At 42.5% G+C, this 25,329-nt stretch carries 20 protein-coding genes; 9 read left to right on the top strand and 11 right to left on the bottom strand.

The window, feature by feature from the left end; translation table 11 throughout:
- Positions 1 to 196 precede the first annotated feature (196 nt).
- From AC1VYS_RS15650 to AC1VYS_RS15625, 6 genes are read left to right on the top strand one after another with little or no spacing between them, the layout of a single operon-like run.
- Positions 197 to 1,297 carry an ATP-binding protein gene (locus AC1VYS_RS15650; protein WP_482915017.1) on the top strand — a complete coding sequence of 367 codons (1,101 nt, stop codon included), beginning with the start codon at positions 197 to 199 and terminating at the stop codon, positions 1,295 to 1,297.
- Positions 1,285 to 3,726, top strand: a complete 2,442-nt coding sequence (locus AC1VYS_RS15645) for a DUF5682 family protein (RefSeq protein WP_482910468.1) — start codon at positions 1,285 to 1,287, stop codon at positions 3,724 to 3,726. The genes AC1VYS_RS15650 and AC1VYS_RS15645 overlap by 13 nt, the downstream gene beginning before the upstream one ends.
- A 26-nt stretch (positions 3,727 to 3,752) precedes the next feature.
- Positions 3,753 to 4,913 (top strand): VWA domain-containing protein, encoded by a 1,161-nt coding sequence (locus AC1VYS_RS15640; protein ID WP_482915016.1) that lies wholly within the window; start codon positions 3,753 to 3,755, stop codon positions 4,911 to 4,913.
- Between the two features lie 24 nt (positions 4,914 to 4,937).
- The gene (locus tag AC1VYS_RS15635; RefSeq protein ID WP_482910467.1) at positions 4,938 to 8,498 is read left to right on the top strand and encodes a DUF4132 domain-containing protein; all 3,561 of its coding nucleotides are present in this window, start codon (positions 4,938 to 4,940) and stop codon (positions 8,496 to 8,498) included.
- 10 nt (positions 8,499 to 8,508) lie between these two features.
- Complete coding sequence (locus tag AC1VYS_RS15630; RefSeq protein ID WP_482910466.1) at positions 8,509 to 10,347, top strand: hypothetical protein; 1,839 nt, start codon at positions 8,509 to 8,511, stop codon at positions 10,345 to 10,347.
- Positions 10,334 to 10,624, top strand: coding sequence for a hypothetical protein (locus AC1VYS_RS15625; RefSeq protein WP_482910465.1), 291 nt, complete (start codon positions 10,334 to 10,336; stop codon positions 10,622 to 10,624). The genes AC1VYS_RS15630 and AC1VYS_RS15625 overlap by 14 nt, the downstream gene beginning before the upstream one ends.
- Positions 10,625 to 10,876: 252 nt before the next feature.
- Here AC1VYS_RS15625 and AC1VYS_RS15620 read toward each other — a convergent pair whose 3' ends face one another.
- Positions 10,877 to 11,248, bottom strand: a complete 372-nt coding sequence (locus AC1VYS_RS15620) for a hypothetical protein (RefSeq protein ID WP_482910464.1) — start codon at positions 11,246 to 11,248, stop codon at positions 10,877 to 10,879.
- Positions 11,249 to 11,691: 443 nt separating this feature from the next.
- On the opposite strand from AC1VYS_RS15620, the gene AC1VYS_RS15615 reads away from it, so the two are divergent.
- Together AC1VYS_RS15615 and AC1VYS_RS15610 are read left to right on the top strand one after the other, a co-directional pair.
- The gene (locus AC1VYS_RS15615; RefSeq protein WP_482910463.1) at positions 11,692 to 14,196 is read left to right on the top strand and encodes a WG repeat-containing protein; all 2,505 of its coding nucleotides are present in this window, start codon (positions 11,692 to 11,694) and stop codon (positions 14,194 to 14,196) included.
- 256 nt (positions 14,197 to 14,452) lie between these two features.
- Positions 14,453 to 14,857 (top strand): RDD family protein, encoded by a 405-nt coding sequence (locus AC1VYS_RS15610; RefSeq protein ID WP_482915015.1) that lies wholly within the window; start codon positions 14,453 to 14,455, stop codon positions 14,855 to 14,857.
- A gap of 216 nt (positions 14,858 to 15,073) precedes the next feature.
- Here AC1VYS_RS15610 and AC1VYS_RS15605 read toward each other — a convergent pair whose 3' ends face one another.
- The 7 genes from AC1VYS_RS15605 to AC1VYS_RS15575 form a co-directional block, all read right to left on the bottom strand.
- A complete protein-coding gene (locus AC1VYS_RS15605; protein WP_482910462.1) occupies positions 15,074 to 15,511 on the bottom strand; it encodes a protein-tyrosine phosphatase family protein in 438 nt (145 codons plus the stop codon).
- Position 15,512: 1 nt separating this feature from the next.
- A complete protein-coding gene (arsC, locus tag AC1VYS_RS15600; RefSeq protein ID WP_174812091.1) occupies positions 15,513 to 15,938 on the bottom strand; it encodes an arsenate reductase (thioredoxin) in 426 nt (141 codons plus the stop codon).
- A 2-nt stretch (positions 15,939 to 15,940) separates the two neighbouring features.
- Positions 15,941 to 17,377, bottom strand: coding sequence for an arsenic transporter (locus tag AC1VYS_RS15595; protein WP_482910461.1), 1,437 nt, complete (start codon positions 17,375 to 17,377; stop codon positions 15,941 to 15,943).
- Positions 17,374 to 17,703: an ArsR/SmtB family transcription factor gene (locus AC1VYS_RS15590; RefSeq protein WP_482910460.1), complete on the bottom strand. Its 330-nt coding sequence runs from the start codon at positions 17,701 to 17,703 to the stop codon at positions 17,374 to 17,376. Before AC1VYS_RS15590 ends, AC1VYS_RS15595 begins: the two co-directional genes overlap by 4 nt.
- A gap of 289 nt (positions 17,704 to 17,992) precedes the next feature.
- Positions 17,993 to 19,021: a flavin-containing monooxygenase gene (locus tag AC1VYS_RS15585; protein ID WP_482915014.1), complete on the bottom strand. Its 1,029-nt coding sequence runs from the start codon at positions 19,019 to 19,021 to the stop codon at positions 17,993 to 17,995.
- Positions 19,022 to 19,096: 75 nt separating this feature from the next.
- Positions 19,097 to 20,509 carry an NAD(P)-binding domain-containing protein gene (locus AC1VYS_RS15580; RefSeq protein WP_482910459.1) on the bottom strand — a complete coding sequence of 471 codons (1,413 nt, stop codon included), beginning with the start codon at positions 20,507 to 20,509 and terminating at the stop codon, positions 19,097 to 19,099.
- A 63-nt stretch (positions 20,510 to 20,572) separates the two neighbouring features.
- On the bottom strand, positions 20,573 to 21,001 hold the full coding sequence (locus AC1VYS_RS15575) for a MarR family winged helix-turn-helix transcriptional regulator (RefSeq protein ID WP_482915013.1): 429 nt from the start codon (positions 20,999 to 21,001) through the stop codon (positions 20,573 to 20,575).
- A 162-nt stretch (positions 21,002 to 21,163) separates the two neighbouring features.
- On the opposite strand from AC1VYS_RS15575, the gene AC1VYS_RS15570 reads away from it, so the two are divergent.
- The gene (locus AC1VYS_RS15570) at positions 21,164 to 21,649 is read left to right on the top strand and encodes an arsinothricin resistance N-acetyltransferase ArsN1 family A (RefSeq protein ID WP_244213816.1); all 486 of its coding nucleotides are present in this window, start codon (positions 21,164 to 21,166) and stop codon (positions 21,647 to 21,649) included.
- A gap of 150 nt (positions 21,650 to 21,799) precedes the next feature.
- Here the strand turns inward: AC1VYS_RS15570 and AC1VYS_RS15565 are convergent, their stop codons facing one another.
- The 3 genes from AC1VYS_RS15565 to AC1VYS_RS15555 all read right to left on the bottom strand — a co-directional run bounded on the left by AC1VYS_RS15565 (position 21,800) and on the right by AC1VYS_RS15555 (position 25,319).
- Positions 21,800 to 22,294, bottom strand: coding sequence for a GNAT family N-acetyltransferase (locus AC1VYS_RS15565; RefSeq protein ID WP_482910458.1), 495 nt, complete (start codon positions 22,292 to 22,294; stop codon positions 21,800 to 21,802).
- 86 nt (positions 22,295 to 22,380) lie between these two features.
- Positions 22,381 to 23,022, bottom strand: coding sequence for an aquaporin (locus AC1VYS_RS15560; RefSeq protein ID WP_482910457.1), 642 nt, complete (start codon positions 23,020 to 23,022; stop codon positions 22,381 to 22,383).
- 32 nt (positions 23,023 to 23,054) lie between these two features.
- Positions 23,055 to 25,319: a hypothetical protein gene (locus tag AC1VYS_RS15555; protein WP_482910456.1), complete on the bottom strand. Its 2,265-nt coding sequence runs from the start codon at positions 25,317 to 25,319 to the stop codon at positions 23,055 to 23,057.
- Positions 25,320 to 25,329 lie beyond the last annotated feature (10 nt).

Here is a 25,329-nt window from a genome sequence, read left to right as displayed (position 1 = left end):
GCCCTCTCTGTGGATTCCGGGATTGAGGATTCATATTTGTACGGCTGTGTAAGACCTTGGACTTAGTCAGAAGTGCAGGTAAGAAGGACGTTTCAACCATTTTTGGCTGTTTTAAGGTTGAGGACGTCAGGGCTATGATAAAATGATGGAAATAGGAACATACGATCTGTTTGATATGAGAGGAGATATCTTGATGATGGAGATGCTTAAACCGCCAGCCGAGACATTATACGAGGCGGAGTTACGGGCATTACAACAGGAGGATCAGGGTCACCGTCCACCTAATTGGCTACTATCTCCTGCCAGTGTGCGAGATTTTATCATTGGACGAGATCAACCGGCTAAGCTGGATGGAGAGAAAATTAACATCACTCGTAAATTCTACGGAAATGATGTATTAATCGAACGTGCAGTTGTTACGCTTGCAGGGAATCGTGGGTTGATGCTTGTTGGTGAACCTGGTACAGCCAAAACGATGCTCAGTGAACTGCTTACGGCGGCAATCTCGGGAACCAGTTTGAATACGATACAGGGTACCGCTGGAACAACGGAGGATATGATCAAATATTCGTGGAATTATGCGATGCTTTTGGATAAAGGGCCCTCTGAGGCAGCTCTCGTACCTTCGCCTTTATACAATGGGATGAAAAAGGGTATCCTCACCCGTTTTGAGGAGATTACACGTTGTCCGGCCGAAGCACAAGACAGCTTGATCAGTATTCTCAGCGATAAAGTCATGAGTATTCCGGAACTTGACGGAGGTGTGCTTTTTGCCAAACCTGGATTCAACGTTATTGCTACGGCCAACATTCGGGATAAAGGCGTGAACGAGATGAGCGGCGCACTCAAGCGGCGTTTTAATTTTGAGACGATCAAGCCAATTCAGAATGTAAAGATGGAAGCCAAAATTATTGAATCCCAGGCGAGAAACCTGTTATTACATAGTGGAATTGATATGGAAATTCAAACCGACGTGGTGGAGCTGCTGGCGACAACATTTATGGAACTGCGGACAGGCATGTCACGAGAAGGTTATAAGCTGGATACTCCCCAAGCGTCCATGAGTACTGCAGAGGCGGTGTCCGTGTACGTACAAAGTGCGATGACCTCCTATTATTACGAAGGCCAATCCATTGCGCTGGATCGGTTGGTGCAAAACATGCTTGGAACCATTGCTAAGGAAAATGATAAGGATCTAAGCATTCTCAAAAACTATTTTTCCAAAATTGTCAAAACCCGCTCTGCGGAAGAGGAGATTTGGAAGAAATATTATGAGGAAAGAAAATGGATCGGTTAGACGGATTACAGCCTTCTGACACTGACGGTTTAGCGGATATTACGAATTTGGATCGACTGCAATCTCTATTTGAGACAAGTGTATATAATTTGAACAACAGAACGGTTTATTTTCCAATACGTCACCACAGTCCGGTCTGTTCGCATCATCTGTTGCGTGTAATCGAAGAGTATAAGCCCGATATCATAATGATTGAGGGGCCAGAGAGCGGCAATCCGCTCATGGCTGTTCTGTCGGATGAAGCGACCCTTCCTCCGGTCAGTCTGTATTACACCTATGAAGATGAATATGGAAGAGAAGCTTGTTACTATCCGATGCTTCGGTATTCTCCCGAATACGTTGCGTTAAAGGAAGCTCATCGGCTTGGAATTCCAGCACAATTCATTGATTTGGATTATCGACATCTTTCGGGACGTGCCGGCAACCCAGCGCAAGCAGAACAAAAAGAAATTTCGATTCAGGATGAAACGTTGCTTGCCGGATCAGATTTCATTAACCGATTATGCGAGAAAACAAACTGCCGCAGCTTTGATGAATTGTGGGAAAAGGTATTTGAAATTGGTGGTCTGGAGAAGGAGACTACTGTTTTTGTTCAGGATGTTTTCACCTATTGCACGTTATCCAGAATGTGTTACCCTTCAGAGCGTTTAATTGCAAATGGTGACCTGCTACGTGAAGCCCATATGGTGAAACGAATTAAGGAAGCCGAGAAGCAGTATCAACGAGTGCTTGTTATCACCGGAGGTTTTCATACGTATGGCTTAGTGAATTCGATTCAACAGGAAGCAGAGCAAGAAGGTAAGAAAATACAGCAGGTTACAGCAGATGAAGGGGAATTCCAACAACAGATGTATCCAATGGTGTACACGTTCGCCGAGGCTGATCGTCTGAATGGTTATGCCAGCGGCATGCCTTATGTGTACTTTTATGATCAAATCTGGGGTCAGATTCTTCGTTCTCCAAGTTCACCTTACCGTGTGACTACGCTAAATATGTTATCGAGACTGATGCGTAGATTGCGGGACAATCAAGAACATGTATCCACGAGTGATGCGATCGAGGCTTACAGTATGATCCAAGGTCTGGCAGAGCTAAGGGGCAAGCGAGAGGGTGGAGTTTATGAGCTTATGGACGCTGCACTTTCTTCATTTATCAAAGGTGAACTTACGCTGGCCACGGAGAAGCCGTTACAGGAACTACAGCTTCTGTTAACTGGAGATGCCATTGGAAGTGTAGCGCCTAATGCTTTTCATATTCCAATTGTAGAGGATTTTAAATCCCGTTGTACGGAGCATAAGCTACAGATTCGGACGACAGGACAGCACAAAAAGGTTCTTGATCTGTACGCTAAACCGGAACATCGCTTGATCAGCCAGTTGTTTCAATGTATCTCTTTCTTGGTTCCGGAGTTTGCGAAACGTCAGGCAGGCCCTGACTGGATTGCGCAGCGTGATATGAATCTGGTTCGTGAAACTTGGGAATACATGTATTCCTCACGGATTGAAGCACGACTTATTGAAAATTCTCTGTATGGCGGTACGCTTGATGCAGCAGCAACCCGCAAAATGGAAGAGCAGATGCAAAGCATCCCGGATCATCATAGCGGAGAGCTTGCGCAGCTGATGCTCCAGGCCCTGCTGATGGGTCTTCAGGAGACTGTGATGTACTTGTACGCCAAAGTTCGGGCTGCTTTGCGGACGGATGGACATTTTCTATCTTTGTGCAACAGCTTAACGATTCTGAACCGGATTTATCAGCACCGCAGGTTGCTGGGGTTATCGGATGATGCACATCTTCCTAATCTAGTGTCGGAAGCTTACAGTAATGCGGTGGACAAGCTCCAGCAGCTTTCCAGAACGAAAGCCGATGAACATGAAGGCATAATTCAGGGATTGAAGCTTCTTGCGATGCTGGCTGAATCATCAGAGGAACAATTCCAGGATACAGCCTTTCGAACCCATTTAAATGAGCTTTTGGCAGATTCGAAGCTACCTGCTCAGCTTGAAGGGGTGTGTATCGCCATAGCTTCTGGATTAGGTGACCGATCCCGAGAGGAAATCGTGGAGCGTGCCAGAGGGTATATCCGCGGAACTCCTGAACAGACACGTCAAACAGCTTTATTTTTACAGGGTGTTTTTACGGTAGCACGTGATGCATTTTTATATGAGGATCAGTTGCTGTCTGAGCTAAATGGACTGATTGAGCAGTTATCCTATGACGATTTTATTACCATGATTCCAGAACTACGTCTGGCTTTTACCTACTTTACGCCGATGGAAACGAATCTAATTGCTGAACGTGTAGCAAGTCTGCACCAGGTGAAGCCGGATGAGATGATAACCCCTGCGCTGGACGAGCAACTGCTTGTTCGTTACAGAACGCAGGATGAGGCGCTTCGAAAGGAGTTTGCTGCATGGAAGTTAATATAAATGATGCTCGCCGTAGCCAGGACGAAATGTTGCCAGAGTTGTCTTCCTCGGAAGAACGAAGTGCTGTTGAAACATTGAATCGGTGGCGCCTGATTCTTGGTGAATCTGCTGAGGCAGGTCTTTGTGAATCAGATCAATATACAACGGATGAGTTCCAGTATATGGAGCTGGACGAGATTTTAGGGTATCTATACAACCGTGAATACGGGGAAGAGCAAGGTTATCGTAAAGAAGGCGGGCGTGGTTCATCCGAGCTTACCGTTCCGAAATGGTTACACAAGGTCAGAGATCTTTTTCCCAAATCAACGGTTGAAATTTTGGAGAAGCAGGCACTGGATCGTTATGGACTGACGGAACTGTTAACCGATAAAAAACTGCTGGAGTCCCTTGAACCCAATATGAATCTTCTCAAAAACATCATGCAGTTCAAAGGGCGAATGAAAGGTGACGTACTGCGGAGTGCAAAAGATATTGTACGCACAGTGGTTGAGGATCTGCGCAGGAAGCTGGAGTCTCATACTCGGGCCAGTATTATGGGGAAACGCAGTCGCTACGCTTCCAGTTCGGTGCGATCCTTGCGCAACCTGAACTTTAAACGAACGATTACTCGTAATCTTAAAAATTATGATAAACACAAACGAAGGTTTGTGATCGATCGTCTTTATTTTGACGGGAATATAGAGCAGCACAATAAGTGGAACATCATTATCGGTGTAGATGAAAGCGGCAGCATGATGGATTCGGTGATTTACAGTTCGGTCATGGCGAGTATTTTCTATCGATTGAATGCGCTACGCACAAAGATGTTCATCTTTGATACCAAAGTTGTGGACCTAAGCGATCGACTTGAGGACCCCGTTGATGTATTGATGAATGTGCAACTTGGTGGAGGAACCCATATCGCCAAAGCGCTTCGTTATGGGGAGACGCTGATTGAGAATCCTGGAAAAACGATCTACATTTTGGTGAGTGATCTGGAGGAAGGTTACCCGATTAATCAGATGTATCAAGCCTGTAAGGATATTATCGATGCGGGATGCAAGTTGCTTGTGCTTACAGCTCTCGATTTCAACGGAGATTCGGTTTATAACAAACATGCTGCACAGACGCTAGCCAATATGGGGGCACATGTGGCAGCGATTACACCTAACGAACTTGCCGAATGGATCGGCGAAATTATCACTTAAACATACTTTTAGGAGGAATAAATCATGCTTACCGCAGAACGTGCAGTAGAGAGTTTGGTTGAAAAGTTCGCTTCCATTTGTTCAGATGACTACTCGCTTAAAACGGATCGCAGCTCCGAAATTATTGATTATGTCATGGGTACAACCGAAAAGTTCCCTGAGATGATGGGTAAAACGAGTCATTATGTCTATCGAACGGTAGAATCACTGTCCAAGCTTGGCAAGAAAGATGATGGAGATATTTTTTTCCGTGCCGGCGCTATTGCCATGCATTTGGAATCCAATTATTTTCGAAGAAGCCCTTGGGGAGTTAGCGCATTTGCAGCTTGTCTTGGTGAGGATTCGGAGGCCTACGGATTAAATGGGAAAAGCAAGCGTTCAGATCGAATGGGAACCTTGTTATCTCGTTTGAAGAAAATGAAACAATATGCGGGCGAAGAAGAAATCCTCTCCGAGCTTAAGAGGCGCGTGAAGCGAGCACAATGGCTTTTTGATTCCAAAAAAGCAGACAGTCAGGGTAATTTCAGAGATGTGATTGATGCTATGATGCTTGTTCATTTGTGTGTGCAACCGGATCTAGAATTGGCGAATAAGCAAGAGATCAAGGATCTGAGTTCCGTCCTGCCCGAGCTGTTCCAGCATGTTATGGCTAACGATGCGGCAAAGCTTCATCAAGAGCTGTACCGCTTGATTGAACCGTTGGTGGCAGGCAACGTTCAAGGCAAACAAAACAGTTCGTCACAGTTGCTGGAAGAGGAATTCCTGAAACAGAAACGTAACGAATTGATTGCCAAGCATTATCCAGAAATCACTTACTCCGCGAAACATCATGTTTCACATGCAGAATTCCATCAGACAATGGTTTTATTGAGCAGCGCGGTCTTGTATCTGACGAATATCAATGGAGGAAAGCAACGCTTTCTGGATAACATTAGTGACGTTGGCAAGGTGCTTCTGGACGTCGTTCATCACCTGCATGAGCTCTATCCGATAGAGGTTCGGAAGTATTTACTTAGTATGAATCCCCGTTCAAGAAGCGAAGATGATCTGCTGTCCGGGCTGATCCCGCTGAACGAGCCCTATCAATTAATTGAAATGATGCAACTCGAATTAAATTCATACCGCGTATCATGGATTATCATCAAGGCGGCGATTGCCAATCAGCCAGAGCACGCCAAACGAGCATATGAGATTGTCAGAGCACCATTCCTGAAGTTATGTCTTCATAAATTGATGTCGGATCAAGACATCCATGGAATTCAACCGGAAAACACAATTGAAGAGGCCGTGTTCCGTGTGTTGCGTCAACCTTTGGAAGGTGGGAGACAAGGTCTTGCCATTGCGAGATATTTAAGTGGTGAGTACTCCCTTGAAGAGTATTGGGAAGACAAGGACAGCCGCGGATTGTTTAATCATGTCAACCGGGACCGGAAACGGATTAACAATCTCATTAGCATCAGTTTCCTGCCACTTGATTCGGAGCCGATGCACCGCTTTGCGATTTTGCTAACTCATCCGGAATGGACGCTGGACATTGTTTCGGACATGTATCATTCTTATGCTTTTAGTGGTGAGCAGATTTTGAATACGTATGGTGACGATCCGCAGGTAAAACGAGAACAACTGCTGACTAGTCTGATCTCGCTGAATGGTATGACAGATTATACGTATCAATCGATGCCGCAGGATGAGTATCGCCGTATTTTACAGCAAAATCTGGAGTATGCATTGAAACAGTATAAAAAACTGCCAACGGATACACGTATTTTAACGCTTGAAGTTGCATTTGAGCAGAGAGAAACCCTGCCTATGCAACAATTGGTGGCAGCTATTCAGGCAGGTTTACAGGATGCTTCCAAACGAGCTAGCAGTATTGCTTTGGCCGAATTCAACCGGGTTCCGGATCAGGAACTGTATATGATGATCTATCGCGCGGAGAAAAAAGCATCCATTAAAGAAATGGCTTTAACGGCGATTCGAAGTCTGGGTAACAGTAAGGAATTATATACAGAGCTTTTGCAGAACGAGAAGGCAGCGGATTGGAAAAACCTGATTCAAATTCTGCTTGATACGGCTGACCTAAGCCCTGAATATGCACACGCAGCACTTGCTGACTTGGCCGATCCCAAGAAGATGTCCCGCATCAGCTGGTTACCTCTCAAGGAACTGCCAGCTTTAATCCGTTCAGCGGACGGTCAGCCTCTGGATGATCGGATCAAACAATATGTATTACTGCAATCGATTGATCATGGGTCTGGCCCGAATGAGCGGTTAAATGAACTACGAGAATATGTAAACGAAGCTTCGCTCATCCGCTTTTCAAAGGAATTGTTGCAGATATGGATTCATGAAGGTGCACCTGCAAAGGAAAAGTGGGTTATGTATGTCTCCGCACTCTTCGGTGATATTCAGATTGTTCATATCTTGACTCCGCAGATTAAAGAATGGACAGAGAACAGCCGTGGTGCTATTGCAGCAGAGGCAGTGAAGGTGCTGGCGTATCTGAAAGAACCTTCCGCACTCATGGCGATCGACAAGATTAAACGTAGTGTGAAGAATCGTCAGGTTAAAGGTGCAGCGGAAGAAGCATTACAGCTTGCTGCGGAGAACATGGGACTGACAGCGGAACAGCTTGAAGACCGGCTTGTCACTTCCCTTGGTTTTGATGAAGATGGTACTTTACAGCTAAGCTATGGGGAACGTTCCTTCCAGGTTAAAGTTAATGCCGAGCTGCAGGTTGTCGTCATGAATGAGGAGACAGGTAAATCAGTCAAAAGTTTGCCTGCTCCGGCACAGAAGGATGACCCCGAGCTTGCTGCACAATCCAAGGCACGTTTCACCCAGTTGAAAAAGGATCTTAAAACGATGGTTACGATCCAGACACAGCGTTTGGAAGAGTCCTTGTCGAAGCAACGTCTCTGGACGGCTGAGGAATGGACATCCCTGTTTGTAAACAATGTGATTATGCAGAAGTTCGCTGTTGGATTAATCTGGGGCATCTATGAACATGGTGAGTTGATGAGTACATTCCGGTACATGGAGGACGGTACGTTCAACACGGTGGATGAGGATGAAACGGATTTGCCATCAGGAGCTCAGGTAGGCCTGGTGCATCCGCTTGAACTGGATCAGGAAATTCTGGAGGGCTGGACTACTCAGCTTGAGGATTATGAGGTTAAACAGCCGTTTGAGCAGCTGAAACGTCAAGTGCACTTGGTTGAGGATGATGATCAGGCCAAGACAGAATTTGAACGCCTTCCGGAAGAGGAGTTCTCTCCCACTGCACTCCCGAAAGCTCTGGAGAAATACGGCTGGATTAAGGGCCCTGCACAAGACGGCGGCTGGTTCAATGAGTTTTATAAAGAGTATGGAGACATTGTTGCTGAACTTCGATTCAGCGGTACTAGTATCACTTATTATGAAGGAATGGATGATGTTACGCTGGAATCATTACATTTCTTTAAACCTAACGGCAAGAGACAGCACTATTATTACGCAGATAATAAATCGATCCCTCTGGGCAAAATTCCAGGCCGAGTTTTTAGTGAAACGATCTATGATATTTTGAGAGCAACGGGGCGCTGATTCTGTGGGTATGAACGAGTTCAATGAATTTAAGCAGAAATTCAGACACTTCGCGAAGCTGTGCACAGAGGATTATCTCATTCGCCATGCGAACAAGGGATTATATAAGAGGGCGCTTAAAGAGCTGGATCAAGGTGTTCTTGTGCAGTATACGTGGAATGAAGCATCGGTGAACTGTCAGCTGAGTGAGGGTACGGAGTGTACCCTCCATGCTACGCTGGATGAGTGGCAATGTTCTTGTCCGTCGGAGAATATCTGCAAGCATGTGCTGATTGCCATTTTGTATGCTCAGCGGCAGCAAACGCTAGAACAAGATGATGCGTCAAAACCATCAACAGTTATAGATGAAGAATCTGCGGCTCCCCAAGTGCATGAGCTTTCTGATAAGGAGCAGGCTTTGGAAAAGGATAAGCTTCTTCTTGTTAAGGAGTTAGCCAGCCCTGGTTACGAATTGCTAACTCAACCATTGGAAGAGAGCTCTCGTTTTAACTGGATGCTTGGAGCCGATCTTGCGCCAATGATCAAATCATATACTTCAACAATGGTTGAGGAAATTGTTTTTCGTTTGCGTTATCCCGAAGATATTCAGATCACGGATGACACGTTGCTTACTGTTCATCTGAAAAGTCAGGATATTGAGGTTTCCTTTACAGAAGAACCTAATCTGACTAAAGCTTTATGCAAATTGAAGCAAACTGCCGGAAAGATGGCCAAACTTGAAGCTCTGCTGCGATACCGAATGATTCATGGACTGGATGATACGGGGGTTCTGAGTGAGCGTGCATATGAAGCGAAGTTCTCGCTTCAAACGGTTCGTGAATGCCGTGAAATGCTCGCAGGTATGCTTAAAACAGGGTTAGCAAGGTTACCTCAATCCTATCTGGCACAGCTTGAGACATTGGCGATTACAGCACATAGCGGTAATCTTCCAGATATTGAGCGTAGTCTGCGAGGAATTCAGGGAGAGCTTCAACTTTTCTTCAAAAGACATGTTCGGTTCTCCATGCAGGCGATGCTGGAACGCATAAGTAAACTTTATCTTGCGTTAGAGGTGCTTATGCAAGGGGATATCTCTACAAAGCAGCAGAACCAGCTCGTTGGTAGCTTTCGAAGTAAGTATTTTACTGTTCCTTCACTCCATCTCTATGGGTTAGGCGCAGACTCTTGGGAGACACGATCAGGATTTCGCGGGATTACGTATTATTTCTATTGCTTTGATGACGGACAGATCTATACGTACAGTGATGTACGTGCAGTGTATTATGAGGATCAACAATTCTCGTTTGCCGAGCATTATGCAGCGTTTACCCCTTGGTTGCCAAGTTTGACATTTAGTCAATTTACGGGAGAAGAAGTTCAGTTTCAGTCGGTTAAAGTCAATGAAGAACGACGAATTTCTTCAGGTGATGGAGCAAAGCTCAGTATTCTGCCGCGGACCCGTGTGAATGAGGTGAATTTCGGAGCGTATCTGATGGACATACCGTCAGCACTTCAACTGCAACCAGATTCTATTGATTTATTCACAGAACCGAAAGAACGGTTAGCATTAATTGAAGTAACCCGCATTGTAGAACATACGTTTAATAAGCAAAAGCAGGATCTGATCCTTACCGTAGAAGATACGGAGGGGGAGCGATTGCCACTCACTCTTCCTTACTCATCTGATTGGCAGTCCATGATTCATAGACTGGAGTCGGGATTTGGTTCGCAGAAGCTTGAGCATTTTTATGCGTTTGTGCGTTTGGGGGCGAAACGGATCACCCCGATCAGTTTCCTTAAAGGCCAGACGTTGCTGAGTTTAAAGCTGGATTCGGGTAGTGGAAGGATGGTGCGTTTTGGAAGAAGATAATGGGTTGATTCAACAATTACGCGACTGGTCCGAGGAATTACTGCTTCGGGGGTTATCTCAGTTTACGATTCGAGATACGCAGCTGCTGGAACAGCTAGCTACAGATGTGCAACGAATGCAAATGCATTTCCTGCATGAATTGATCCATGGTGTTTTGGAAGCGGGACGCCGGGTTGCGCTTGGCGAGGGGCATGAGGAGCAGCTGTTGGATCAGTACTGCCGATTGGCCCAATATGTACAAATCAGTACATTTACTGATCTTGTGGGAGAACATTAGCCAAGCCGTAAGGAATTATTGCAAGAGCATACTCTGTATTCTCGTGTTAACAATGGATAATAACCTTGAATTTTTCGAATACAAAAAGTAAAATCCCTTAAGTTAAGTTTTAACTGAGACCCGCAAGATGGACAGTTTGTTTGATAAACGATCCACTTACGGGTTTTTGCGTTTTAATCAGATTATAGAAGTTCAAAATGATGAGGAATTAGAGTTTTTAGAGGCAAGTAATCTAAAATAGAGGTAAAAGATCTAAAAAACTGAGAAAGTGGCTGCTGTATTCATTCCCTTCATCCTTATTGCTTTATGGTAAGTCTCGTTATCCTTTACAGCGATATAATCGGTTGTCTCGATATTTTTCACTTTAAATAATGATGTTCCTTTTTTATACTTGTTAGAAAACAGGTTTGGTAATTCATTACTTTCATTTGTATTGAATTTTTTAATTGTTCCAATTTCGCTCTCCACTTCAGTTGTAACCACAGTTTCATTTGTCACCTTGTAAACCGCATTATTCCACGTTACAACATCAAATGCCCAACTTTGAAGTTCACCATGACTTGAGTTTGAGCATGCCACGAGGAACAGCAGTGAAGTCAAAATGAATGTAAAATTCCTTCTCATAAAAAATCCTCCTACCATGAAATAATGTTATCTCATAATCCGAATATCCTTATCCTTATTGAAGTGAATTCATACAGCTCCAATAAAGAAGAGACAAACCCTATATAGATGAGACAAAATTAGCGGATGTGAGAGCATGTAAAACAATTCTAAAAAGGGATTATTCCATTTTTCTACTGAAAATAATTAAATTGAACATACACGTGTTGGATGCACTTGTGTTCATAATTTTACCAATAATGTTTGTTATTTTCCACGAAAAAGCGAAGTTATCTATTAACTGATTTATGTATTAACCTAACTAACGTGAAATTCCTTAATGAAGATTATAAATCATAGTGAGTCTTGAAGAATAAAATGAAGGCGTTAAAACATTTTCGTGTCATATCCCGTGTAATGATGCATACCATTAGGCGAATGCGGTCATAAGGGAGGAAGCGAAGATGTCGATGAGTGAACCGCTATTACTGCAAATCGTGAATCAACATATTCCGGCGGGTGCAACGGTCATTACGATTGATAAGCCCAATCTACATCCTGCTGTGTATGCAGCTGATCTTACAGGTGATGGACTACCGGAGATTGCTGCTGTTTACCAGCTGAATAGTGAGCTGTATCTGCTTATATTAAAGTTTGTGCAAGGCCAATGGATCAAGATGGCTCTGACAAAAGGACTTGGATATGGTGTTACGTTGCTCACGGCAGCGCCAGTAATTTCAAAAGCAAGAAATAATCTGATCGTAGGCTGGCAGATTGGAGCGATTTGGTCAAAGCTTGCGGTATATGAATGGACTGAATCTGGTCTGAAGGATATTGCTCCTGACGATTTATATTATAGCTATGCTGAGATTATAGATATGCCTGGTGCGCACGGGCGAGATGGCAAGGTTGAAATTGCGCTATGGATTCACGATACAGGAGAAGCTTATCGAGTAGATATTATTCGATGGCATCAAGGTCTGTGGGTTCCAGCAACAGATGTATACCGTGCCTATTATTCTAAAGTTGTGCAATATTATGAGAAATTAACAGAAGATTATCCTGACTATGTGTTTTATTGGTATTACCTTGCGGATGCTCAATTTCATGCAGGGTTATATCCCGCAGCACTAACTTCGGTACAAAAAGCGCTAAGTTTCCCGGAAGCGTATCCTTCGAGAGAGAACTTGCTTGAACTGGAGAAAAAAATTAAACAAGCGCTCGCTGGAAGTACTCATACGAGATATACTACATGGCTATATCCTGTCTCTGTTCGAACCACGAGCGGAACCCGCTGGGGTTATATGGATGCGGAGGGACATGTTCGTTTGGAACCGGTACTGGAGGAAGCTCAGGCTTTTCAGCCGAATGGATTGGCAGTTGTCGTGAAGAACGGCCGTGCGGGTGTCATTAATCTTCAAGGACAGTATGTGGTTCAACCAGTGTATGATTCGATTAATTCTTTCTCCGAAGAGCGGGCCATGGCTATTGATTCTCAAGGCTTTAAAATGATCAATGAGCAGGGCACTGTTCTAACTGAACGGGCTTACCCGTTTATCGCAGATATGCATGAAGGCAGAGCGATGTTTTACGATAATAATCCAAATCAGGCGAATGGCTCATCAAGTCTCTATGGTTACCTGGATGCTTCGGGAAATGAAGTGATCCGAGCACAATTTGCGTCAGCAAATGATTTTCAGCAAGGCAGAGCCGTTGTACAGATTAAAGATCAGGAATATGCGCTCATCGATCGGAATGGAAATCGGCTTGCAACTTATCCATATGCCTATGTAGGGCCACTTGGAGATGGATTGCTTGCTTTTCAAAAAGAACTCTCGGGCAAATACGGGTACATTGATGAACGGGGTAACGTTCGTATTCAGCCTAAGTTTACTTCAGCATTTGCTTTTAACGATGGGCAGGCTATTGTCAACACAGCAGAGGATTACAAATCCAGCTATGGTGTCATTAATATGCAGGGATCATTTGTGATTCAACCGGCCTATAACGATATACGGGAGCTTGGAGAGAACAGGTACGCACTCGGGAAAGCCATTAATCCGGAGGAGCCTTATATTGGCTCGATGTATGCGATCTCTGACGTGAACGGCAGGATACTAACCAATTTTATCTATCGTAATGTGGAAAATTACAAACAGGGTCTCGCTTCCGCATCGGATGGAAATCAGACTTATCTGCTGGATTTAAGCGGCAGACCTGCTCCAGGATATCCTCGTGTGACAGGGGCAGGATCCATGGAAGTTGTGGCTCCGAATCTCATTAAGGTGTTTGTGGATCAACGTTTATCCTATGTGAACCGTGCTGGACAGATTATATGGCAGCAAAATACAATCGTACCTCTACATCCGCCTTATCGGGTGCGTGAAGAGAAGTATAAACCTAATCGAGATTACCTCGTCTATTATCCGCAGGTTGAAGGATTGACCAATCCATCGGAGCAGGATATGTTAAATGCTAGACTGAAGCAGCTTTCACAAGTCAAACCTGTTCCTGCAGATCAGCAACTGAATTACACCTATACCGGTGATTTTGATATCACGTTCTACCAGCAGCAACTGCTTCAATTGCAATTAACGGGTTATAACTATCCCGCTGGCGCCGCGCATGGTATGCCAACGATGGTGTATGCGATTATTAATCTGTCCAATGGCCAGCTGTATGAGCTGAAGGATTTGTTTAAACCAAACAGTGACTATGTGAAGGTGTTAAGCCAGATTGTAGGGGAGCAGATCAAAAATGATCCGCAGTATTCTTATGTTTTTCCAGATACGTACACCGGAATAAGTGCGAACCAGCCTTTTTTTGTGACAGCGGATGCGCTGCATCTATATTTCAATCCCTATGATATTGCACCATATGCTGCGGGATTCCCGACATTTACGATTCCGTTTAGTCAGATCATGAGCATCATTAATACAGAAGGGTCGTTCTGGAAAGCATTTCATTAGATAATTGAATGAGCAGGGGGATATACATTTCTGAAGCCATGTGAAACCATGTGGCTTTTTTTTTATAAGGGGGCTTTATATATGTAATGTAAGTTTCAATATATTGATTCGAATAAGAATGTCCGAAAATTCACAAAGCGATATGGAAGAGGTTTAGGAGATTAAAATGAATAATATGGATAATATGAACCAATTGGTATATATTTCATGTATAATATAAATAATCATCAAGGTATGACAAAATAGTTTGGAGGAAATCATTTTGTATAAGGCAGGTTTTTGGATTAGATTAGGAGCAAGTTTGCTAGATGGTCTTATCATTGGAATTCCATTAGTTATCATCGCAGGTGTACTTACTGGGAACTTTGATACAAATGAGCCGATAGCCCAAATATTGAGTGCGTTGTATTCAATACTTTTACCAGTTTACTGGTATGGCCGAACAATCGGAAAACGGATATGTGGAATCCGAATTCAAACCTATGATACACAAGAACCACCTAAAATCACTACAATGTTAATGCGAGTTTTAGTCGCAGGAATTGTGTACGCGTTAACTTTAGGTATTGGAGTTATTGTGAGCATGTTTATGGTCGGCATGAGAGAAGATCGCCGTGCAATACATGATTTTATTGCAGGAACTGAAGTCGTATGGGATTAACCTAAAAGAGTGAAAAACTGAGCTGCACAAGATAAAAATCTTGGCGGCTCTTTTAATTCGTCAGTACTGTTTCACAAAACTCGTATTTTGTACATATGTATGTAATGTTTGATCCATGACTTGCCTTTAGAAAAGCAGCCAATCACATTGATCAGCTGCTTTTCTAATTTTATTGTGCTACCTTTTCCCGTTAGCTTAACGATTAAAAGCCTTGTTTCAGAATAATTTATTTAATAGTTTCTTTTGAATCGGTTTAATATTAATGATACTTCTAATGCCTTTTGCCTTCAGTTCAGCATCCTCTACTGTATTGGCTACCCCTAGCTCTAACAGAGTGCCAGCTGCAACAGTTCCCGTTCTACCCTTGCCTCCACCACAATGAAAGGCAACCTTCTTGCCGGCATTATATGCTCCAACAACCTCATGAATGGCTTGTTTAAAAAGCTCAGCTTCATGTCCTTTCGTATCGTCATCAAGTGGAATCTTCACCCACTTCACATGATCTGTTGGATACGCGCACTCTGTTGCTTCTTCTCGAAGATCCACCACGACTTCTATGCCTTCGTTAAGAACCATTGCCTCTACGTCGGCAGCTCCGCCCATAAAAACTTTTCCAGCAATAAGTGCATGGTATTTCTTTTCGGCGTGATCCATTTTACTTACCTTCTTTCAAGAATTGCTCGATACGAGCTTTAATGGAATCACGGACCTTAGCGAATGTGGCTGTGATTTCTTCCTCTGTACCTGTCGCCTTGGCTGGATCATCGAAGCCCCAGTGCCATCTTTCAGCTTTATCGTTACGTACAACGGGACAATTATCGTTGGCATGACCACAAAGCGTGATGATGTAGTCTGCTTGTTTTAAAATCTCAGGATCAATTACATCGGATGTATGATTCGAAATATCGATTCCAGCTTCTTTCATCGTTTGAACCGCACGAGGATTTAAGCCATGCGCCTCTAATCCTGCACTTCTCACCTCATATTTGTCACTACCAAGTGCCTTTAAAAATCCATCGGCGATTTGGCTTCTGCAAGAGTTTCCTGTACACAAAAAGTAAACAAGTGGTTTGTTGTTCATGATTATTGATCTCCTTTATCTTTGGCTTGGCTTACTTGTACTTTCGCTTCGCCCATTTTTGAGTTAATTAACGTTCTTATGATCATAGCGATATCAACCAATGCTACTGTGATTACGGCAATCATCAACCAAACGTTTATACTTGTTGAATGAATCAAGTGTAACCACAAATACAGTCCTGTTAACGTGATAAAGAGCGTTGGGATGGTGAGCACAATTCCAATTTTGAAATAACTTCCCCACGTGATTTTTACATCCTTACGGGACAGTACATGTAGCCACAAAAGTGTGGCTAGCGATCCGATCGGTGTAATTTTAGGACCCAAGTCACTACCGATAATATTGGCGTAAATCAGCGATTCCCGAATGACACCTTCCGTGCTGGTTCCATCAATAGCAAGCGCATCAATCATCACCGTTGGCATATTGTTCATAACCGAAGACAATACTGCAGCTAGAAAGCCCATGCCAAGTGTAGAGATGTAGAGTCCCTTGTCGGCAATAGCCTGAATGACCTTACCAAGCTCATCCGTCAATCCTACATTTCGCAGTCCATAAACGACAACGTACATACCAATGGAGAAAATCACGACTGCCCATGGAGCCCCTTTAATGAGCTTCCAGGTTTGAATAGCGTGACTCCACCTTGCAGCTAAAATAAACAACACCGCTATAACACCAGCGATAACAGACACCGGAACTTGAATGAACTCGCTCATCAAGTACGCTACCAGCAGCACGGCTAAGATCACCCAAGATATGTTGAACAGTTTCTTATCCTTGATCGCTTCGGCTGGCTTTTTGAGCTGACTTACTTCGTAGTTCCCTGGAATACTCTTTCTAAAGAACAAGAACAGGACCAGAAGGCTTGCCAATATTGAAAAGAAATTCGGAACAATCATACGACTTGCATACTCCACAAAGCCAATACCAAAGTAATCGGCAGAAACGATATTGACGAGGTTGCTCACGACGAGCGGAAGTGAAGTTGTATCTGCAATGAAACCACTAGCGATGATAAAAGGTAAAATCATCTTTTGATCAAATTTGAGTGCTCTGACCATAGCGAGCACAATAGGCGTTAAGATCAGTGCGGCACCGTCATTTGCAAAGAACGCTGCTACTCCTGCTCCAAGAAGCACAACATAAACGAACATCAGCTTGCCATTACCTCTTGCGAGCCTTGCCATGTGTAGAGCGGCCCATTCAAAAAATCCGATTTCATCTAATATCAGTGAAATTAAAATAATAGCTACAAAAGCAAGCGTGGCGTTCCATACGATTCCTGTAACCGTACCTACATCAGATAGACTGACGACTCCAAAAAGAAGTGCAAGGACAGCACCAGCTGACGCTGACCATCCAATATTAAGTCCCTTAGGTTGCCAAATCACAAAAGTCAGTGTAAGCAAAAAGATTAATATCGCGATAAAGGTCATGCTTCCTCCTGAGGACCGCAGCAGTTTTTCAATCCTGCTATTTTATCTTTCATGGATGGCAGATACGGATACACACACTGAACATACGCTTCTGCATCTGGATTAAGGGAATAGTAAACCCACTGCCCTTTTTTCTTTTCATTAAGGAGACCGGCTGCCTTTAGTTTTCGGAGATGCTGACTGGCGTTTGGTTGTGACATGCCAATAATGTCAGTGATATCACATACACAAAGTTCCTGTTCCTGAAGTAGCGCAATGATGGTTAAACGTGTTTTATCAGCTAATAACTTATACGCCTCAGCCATCTTCTGAATGTTTTGTTCCATATGTACACCCCTGTGATTAGTCTTGTCAGCTTCATTTAATGATATAAGCATATAATAAATCACTTATATAAGCAACGATGAATATAAGGAGGTTTAGTGCACCAAAAAAGTTGGCAATAAAGATTACCGACTTTACTCTCGAACTAAAAATTCACATGTTGACTTGATAAAATAATGACCGTCTTGCATCTTAACTATATCCTTCGTTTGATACTCAATGACTCCACCTTGATCTACCTCAAGAATAGTTTTAATCACCAATTATAACACCCTCCTGAGATTCGTTAGCTCACAATCTTTTCACAAGCGATTGCACAGCTTTTTTCGCATCTTTCCCTGAGCCTCGAATCGTCGCAGAAGCAAAAGAGGTCTGCCACGGTATACCTACAAAATGAATTCTTTCATCGCTTTGTTTTAAAGGTACACCTGATGAGTCAAGAATGTTCAATCCACTAAGATATTCGAAATTCGGAATATACCCTGTCGCAAAAATAACGGTATCCACATTTTCACGAGTCTCATCTGCCCACACTATCCCATTTTCCGTAAACGCTTTAAACATCAGTTTGGCATCGGGTTTACCTTGATCAATAGCATTTTTATATATACCGGTATCAAGGACACCATCACTGCTTTTTTGCAATAACCGTTTACCCCAATTGGATTGATCAAGCCTAAGTATGGTTAGCCAAAAGTGAATATCTTTCCCTGCAATGATCTGCGGCTTGAATTTGATCGGGCTTCTGCATGCAATCGTTACATGCGCCGTCCTAGCCAGTTCAACCGCTATTTGTACTGCCGAATTGCCTCCTCCCACAACAATGATCCGTTTGTTTATAAACTCTTTGTCATTTCGGTAGTTCTTGGCATGAAGTATTTCTCCCTTAAATTTATGCATGCCAGGAATGTCTGGAATATGAGGATTTACGAATGCTCCGCTTGCACAAATGATGGACCGTGTACGAAACTGTTTTCCGCTTGAGGTATAGACTGTATAGATATTGCTTTTCTTATCCACCTTGATTACTTCTTGCCCTGAGTGTATTGGAAAATTGTATGTAGCGGCATAAGACTTTAAGTATTGAACAACCTCATCTCTGCGCGGATAAACATTTGCACCTCCTGGAAATGGGAGTCCTGGCAATGAGGAATACGGTGCAGGCGAGAACAACGTTAAGCTATCATAGTAATTTGCCCATGATCCTAAATGCTCTTCACTTTTTTCAAGGATGATAAAGTTCCGTTTAGCTTCTTGTAAGTAATAGGCTGCTGCCAAACCGGATTGACCACCACCAATAACGATGCAATCATAAATCATATTTTTCAATTTTCTCCCTCCTTCTATAATAAGCTACTGCAGCACGATTCGGATGCAGTAGCTCTGGATTCTTGATTATCCGCAGCAGAAATTTGATCCTGCATTTTCCGTTTTTGAAGGTGAGCAGCAATCCGAAAATGCTTCCTTCACCTGAGCAGGTTCACAGCAGTTGTCTGCGCTACTAGCACCTAAACTACAAACCCCCGTCTCCGGCAGTTCCAGTTCTACTTTTTGTGCTAACTCCAAATCTCCCACTAGAGCAGCTACAATGGATCTGACTTGCTCATATCCCGTTGCCATGAGGAAAGTTGGCGCTCTTCCATAACTTTTGGTACCTACGATATAAAAGTCCTTTTCTGGTTGACGGAGTTCTTTTTCGCCATGTGGTCGAACTGTTCCGCAGCTGTGGATATTGGGGTCAATTAATGGCGCAAGCTCATAAACACATTCTAAGCCTGGATCCGTCAATACTCGTACTTCTCTCAGCATCGATAAGTCAGGACGAGAACCTGTGTTACCTACAATTTCATCGATGTGATCAATAACCACTTGTTCATCTTTAATGGTTCCGGAAACCTGGATCTGTTCACTTTGTTTTTGAAGTTTTTCAATATGGAATGCCGTTAGGACCTTTACGGCACCGGATTCGACCACTTTTTGAATTCGAGTGCCCAGTTCACCCCTTGCCTGAAGCCCATCCAGTTCTGGTCCGCCATAAACATCCTCGATATTTGCTTTGCGAACAGCCCACACAATCTCAGTTCCCGACTCCTCTTTTTGAAGCTCTACAAGTTCAAGCAACGTGTTTATTGCAGAATGTCCGCTTCCTACAACAAGCACCTTCTTGCCGCTATATCGATTTCTCTCTTTTCCTAATACCGCAGGAATACCGTATGAAATGTGGCTATTAAGCGCTTTTTCCTCTTCTGAAAATATACCGTCTGATCGAAGCGGGTTGGGATTGGACCATGTCCCCGAGGCATCGATAACAGCCCGCGCTTCATAAATAAACGAAGATCCGTTTTGTTCAACATGGATCACAAACGGCAGCTTCTCACGCCCAATTGTTTTCACTTTGCTTAACCCTTTGCGACTGATCGCAGTAACTTTCGTATTCAAATATACATTTGGACTTATTTCATGCAGCGCAGCCAAAGGTTTTAGATAATGCTCAACAATCTCCTTACCCGTTGGAATCGTTTCGTTTTGTGGAGCAACCCAATTCGTCTTTAGCAGCAACTCTTTAGCAGCTTTATCGATGTTATACTTCCATGGCGAAAATAGTCGTACATGTTCCCATTTTCGAATGTTTGCCCCCACTTCATCTCCAGCTTCAAACAACATAAACGACTCACCTTTTGAAATGAGTTGTGCGGCTGCAGCAAGACCAACCGGCCCAGCTCCAATGATCGCAACAGGTAATTTGCCCTTCTCTTGTAATGGTGCTTCGCAGCAGCTCACTTGGTTCACAGGGATATTTTTAATCATTTCGTTTCCTCCTCACAATTATTTGCATTTTGCAAGTATTTTATTAAATAAATGGGATAAACATTATCCCATTGGTGTACAGCATACGCTGGATTTCGCCATACTTTCGTTTAGCAGTTTGAGGGCGTTGATGACCATATCCCGTTCAAACTCAGACATATGCGAAAAGACTTCTTTTAAATAATCATTCATCTGCTCATCAATGACCGTAGCAACAAACTTACCTTGTGTAGTCAAGGATAGTATGTAAATCCGTCGATCTTCAGGTAAGGGTGTTTTTTGAACCAAACCCAACTTTACGAGACTTTGAACCTGGCGGCTAAACGTCGTGATGTCAATGGAGAGTGCGTCTGCCACTTGCTGAATGGATGGATTATGCTTACGATCAATTTCATAAATGATATGACTTTGAACAAGCGAAATATCCAGGCCTCCAGCGGTGCAACAATTTTTATCCAATAATCCAAAACGCCGTGTCATGATCTGAAACATCTCTCTTACGTTGTTTTCCAATGACCTCACCTCTTGTTATATTTATACCCTCATTATTTGCAAAATGCAAATTCTTTTTTTGTTTTCTGTCCCCCTTCCCATTTTTAATAACATTATGATATATAAACATATACAATCCAAAACGTAGGAGTGATCAACATGATAATTCTGCGGCATGCTACCGAAGTGGATCTAGGAAGCATTCTAATTATCTATAACCAAGGTATTGAAGATCGGATTGCCACGCTAGAAACAGTTATAAAAGATGAGGCTTACATGTCTGAATGGTTTAATAAGCACCAGGGGCGTTACTCGGTACTTGTAGCCGAACAGAATGATCAAGTGGTCGGATGGGCCTCTATCAATTCGTATAGCTCAAGAAGCGCGTACGACGGTGTCGGCGACCTCTCCATTTATATTCATCGTGATCATCGTGGCAAAGGGGTCGGAAAACAGTTGCTTCAGAAATTAGAGCAAATCGGTATGCAGAATAACTTTTATAAGTTTGTGCTTTTCACCTTTCCATTTAATACGCTTGGTCAGAGCCTATATCATAATGCTGGATACCGAGAAGTAGGTGTATTCCAGAATCAAGGCATTCTAGAAGGGGAATTTGTAGATGTGATGGCTATGGAAAAATTATTATAAGTATCTTAATTTTAAATTTAGCTTATGTGCTACTTATGTGGTATTATCTTCTCCAGGTTTCAGTGTTGAGACCATTCTAACATGGTCTCTTTTATCACTGTCTACCTTGGGGGGGATAATACAACACCGGCAAACGGAGAACTTCTCCTTTTAATCAATCCCTACAATCTCACTTCTTCTCTCCATAAGTAACACATCTCTCCAAACTCCGTTCATTTTACCGACCTTCTTCCTAAGTCCGATTTCACGGAACCCATGTTTAGCGTGTAGTGATACGCTCATCATATTCTCCGGAAAGATTCCAGCCTGTATCGTCCAAAACCCGTTTTCCTCTGATTTTTCAACAAGTTTACCCAGAAGTAAATGACCAATACCCTTCCCTCGTGCCGATGCTTTTACATAAATACTGCCTTCTCCAACACCAGCGTAAACGCAGCGAGATGATACAGAGCTCAGAGAAGCCCATCCGACAACCTCTTCATCATCTAAACAAACAATACTACACTCAGGATTATGACTGGAAAACCATTGTTCTTTTGAAGGGGCATTAGTCTCAAAAGTTGCATTCCCTGTCTGGATGCCTTCCTCATAAATTGATTTAATCGCATCCCAATCCCGTTCTTGTACATTTCGAGTCAAAAACATATTATAACGCCTCCTAGTTATCTAGGTATCGCGAGATACCTCACGTTACATTTATCGAAGTAGTAATATCTTGATGGGAGATATGGCTACTCGTGAAGAATTCCATACACTCCTGAGGCAGCAACTGCACCAAGAATAGTGGCTAATATGTATATCCAGAGATGATGAAGATTTCCGGATATGATTGCTGGGCCTAAGGAACGTGCCGGATTCATAGAAGCTCCGCATATCGGGCCTGCAAACATCGCCATTAATCCCACCGTTCCTCCTATCGCTAAGCCGGCAAAACCTTTCACCGCTTTACCATGAACCGCAGATCCTAGAATCACCATCATAAGCACAAAGGTTAGTATAAATTCCAGAGTAAAGGATTGTCCATCACTAGACCGGGGTAAAGTGGCTCCTAAATTAGCAATGTTGCCGAATAAGAGATATAATGTGCCACTCGCAGCGAGAGCAGAAATGCACTGAGTCAGAACATAAGAGAAACTTTCCCCAATTGAAATATCCTTTCGAAACAAAAATCCGAGTGTCACTGCAGGATTAAAATGTGCTCCTGAAATGTGCCCAAAAGTGTATATTAGAGCCATTACAACCAAACCAAAGGTTATAGCAATACCAGCATGTGTCAAGCTATTTGTAATGCTATTAATTACAATAGCTCCTGTTCCAGCAAAAACCAAAAAGTAGGTACCTATGAATTCGGCCAAAAGTTTTTTCTTCAACATACTGCTTCCCCTTTCATCCTTACGAATAGTATTTAATGGATCCCGTTGTTCGAACTCACATAACCAATCATCTTAGAAAAATAGTAAAATCGTGTGTTCCCCATGAAATAAAATGAGAATAAATAATAGCCACGTTGCAATAAATTGTTGGGTGTTATCCTTACTTTAAGGTCGATTTTTTGGTGTGGTTCAATCGTAAATTCCGGCTGCTCAAGTTCGATGTCCAACTCTTTAGTATCAATACAAATTACAGCAGCAGTTAGATCAACAGGAAAATCATTGTGATTTTCTATGGAGTAAATCACATCATTCCATCCAACCGATTCGAATCGGATGTCACTACGGCCCGTAAACTGAATACTGGTATCCGCGACATCAGAAATGCCGCCGCACTGCATACATTTGAAACTTGTTCTTCGCACGGGTTCAGCATATGTAAAAAGTGTGTATGAAAATTCTCCTGTTATCTTTCCGCATTCCCGACAAACCGTTTTAAATTGTATGGGTTCAGTTTCTTTTCTTTTCTCACTGATGGTCTCAAAAAAACTGTCTGAATGTTTTTCGGTATATGATTTTATTGTATTAAACAGTTCTTTACTGAGTTTTTTGTGTTTTTCTTCCATATTACGTATAGTTTCAAGCATCTTTGTTCTTGTCAGAATGTTGAATTTGTATTCTTTCGAGGCTTGATGAATATGGATATATTGATTTTGAAGATCTTCTAATCTACCTTTAAGATGGCTAGGAATTTTTGAAATATCTTTTAAAAATTCCAAATTCAAATTATATTCCTGGATAGACTTTAATTGCCTTATGATTGGATCATCAAAAGTGAAGATGACATTCATTGATACAGCCTCAAAGGGATTTTTAGAAAAAAACATACAGACCTTTTCATTTTCAGTAGGTGAGTCTGCTATGTGATAATAAATAACTGATTTCCTGTCTGCATTTCCATTCTCAAAATACAATTTGCACTGATTAATATGAATATCCGAACCTTCAGGGAGATTCATGATCTTCACTTCAAAAAAGGTTTCATTTTGAAATCCAGTGATCTGTAAATCTAAGTTTTGCATGTTCTTAAAATCAATATGAGCGGTTATCGGCTTTAACATTTCATAACTGAATGATGGATCTCCTATTTGGTAATACAAATTATTTTCAATTCCTGTCCTAAGGAGAAACTTATTTAAATAATAGACTTTCTCCCCTTCTGAAAATCCATACTTTAATAGATTATGTGCCAGAATGTTCTCCACCACATCCCCAGTTTTAATACTTGGTGATGTGGTAATACTGAGAGAGTTTCCCTCAATTAAATGTTTAATAACAGTAAAATCATAGGGAATACAACTGCTATCCAAGTCTCCAATATTGCAACCATTCAGAAATAGAACCTTCGCATGAAGGGTTGTAGTACTTAATCTTTTTCGATTGCTGGTGTAGCACAATTCTCCGTTGTAATAACAGCTCGGTAAAAAATGATGGCGATCATTGAAAGTTTGCTTGGAGGCATTCTCATATCCACAAAATAGAAAGTCATCCATCACAACTGAACATTCTCTGGAATGAGCGATGTAGTTAAGCTCAACTACATTTGTTGAGGAGGTCATCAAGTGTTCCAAATGAGTTAGATCGCACTGTCCTTTCGGAAAATAGTATGCCAAGCCGTCGTTAAATACATGTTGCGCTTCACAGTCATTCTTTGTTTGAATGCGATTTAAAAGAAGGTATACGGCCTCAGCTTTTATCTTAGAATCTAAAATGATTCTATTAAATAAGTAATTCAATATGGAGTCTTTATCCGTATAAGGAAGGAATCCAACAAACTTGTTCAACTCTTCTATTCTGTACGTAAAGCTAAAGTCCATTGCGGTATATGGCAAGATGAGGAATACCGATTGAAGTTCATTCCGGAGTAATAATGATGTTAGCTGATTATAATCAGCTAAATACAAGAACCTTTTTCTGTATACGATTGCATATAATAATGACAACAGCGTTTCTTCGCTACAGATATCTGTATATGTTATAAATACAACTACGGCATCTGTTTCATTTCCAGTCAAGCTTCCGTTATACAGTTCGATCAGTTTCTGTACATGAACTGCGTCTAGGGAGGTGCTTCTCTTTTGATCAGGTACCGATTCATATGACTTACTCCCAATGGATGACAACGGATGTTTATTTTGTCCTGGATAGACAGGTAGCCAGTGCACATCTTCTTGCAGGCATTTATAAATTAACGAATACAGGTCCTCCCCTGTCACCACAGACTGTAATTTGTATTTCATTATCTGTCCT

This window comes from Paenibacillus sp. G34 (genome assembly GCF_056856875.1).
The sequence above is the reverse complement of the archived record's forward strand: the minus strand, read 5'-3'. Positions and strand labels throughout refer to the sequence as shown.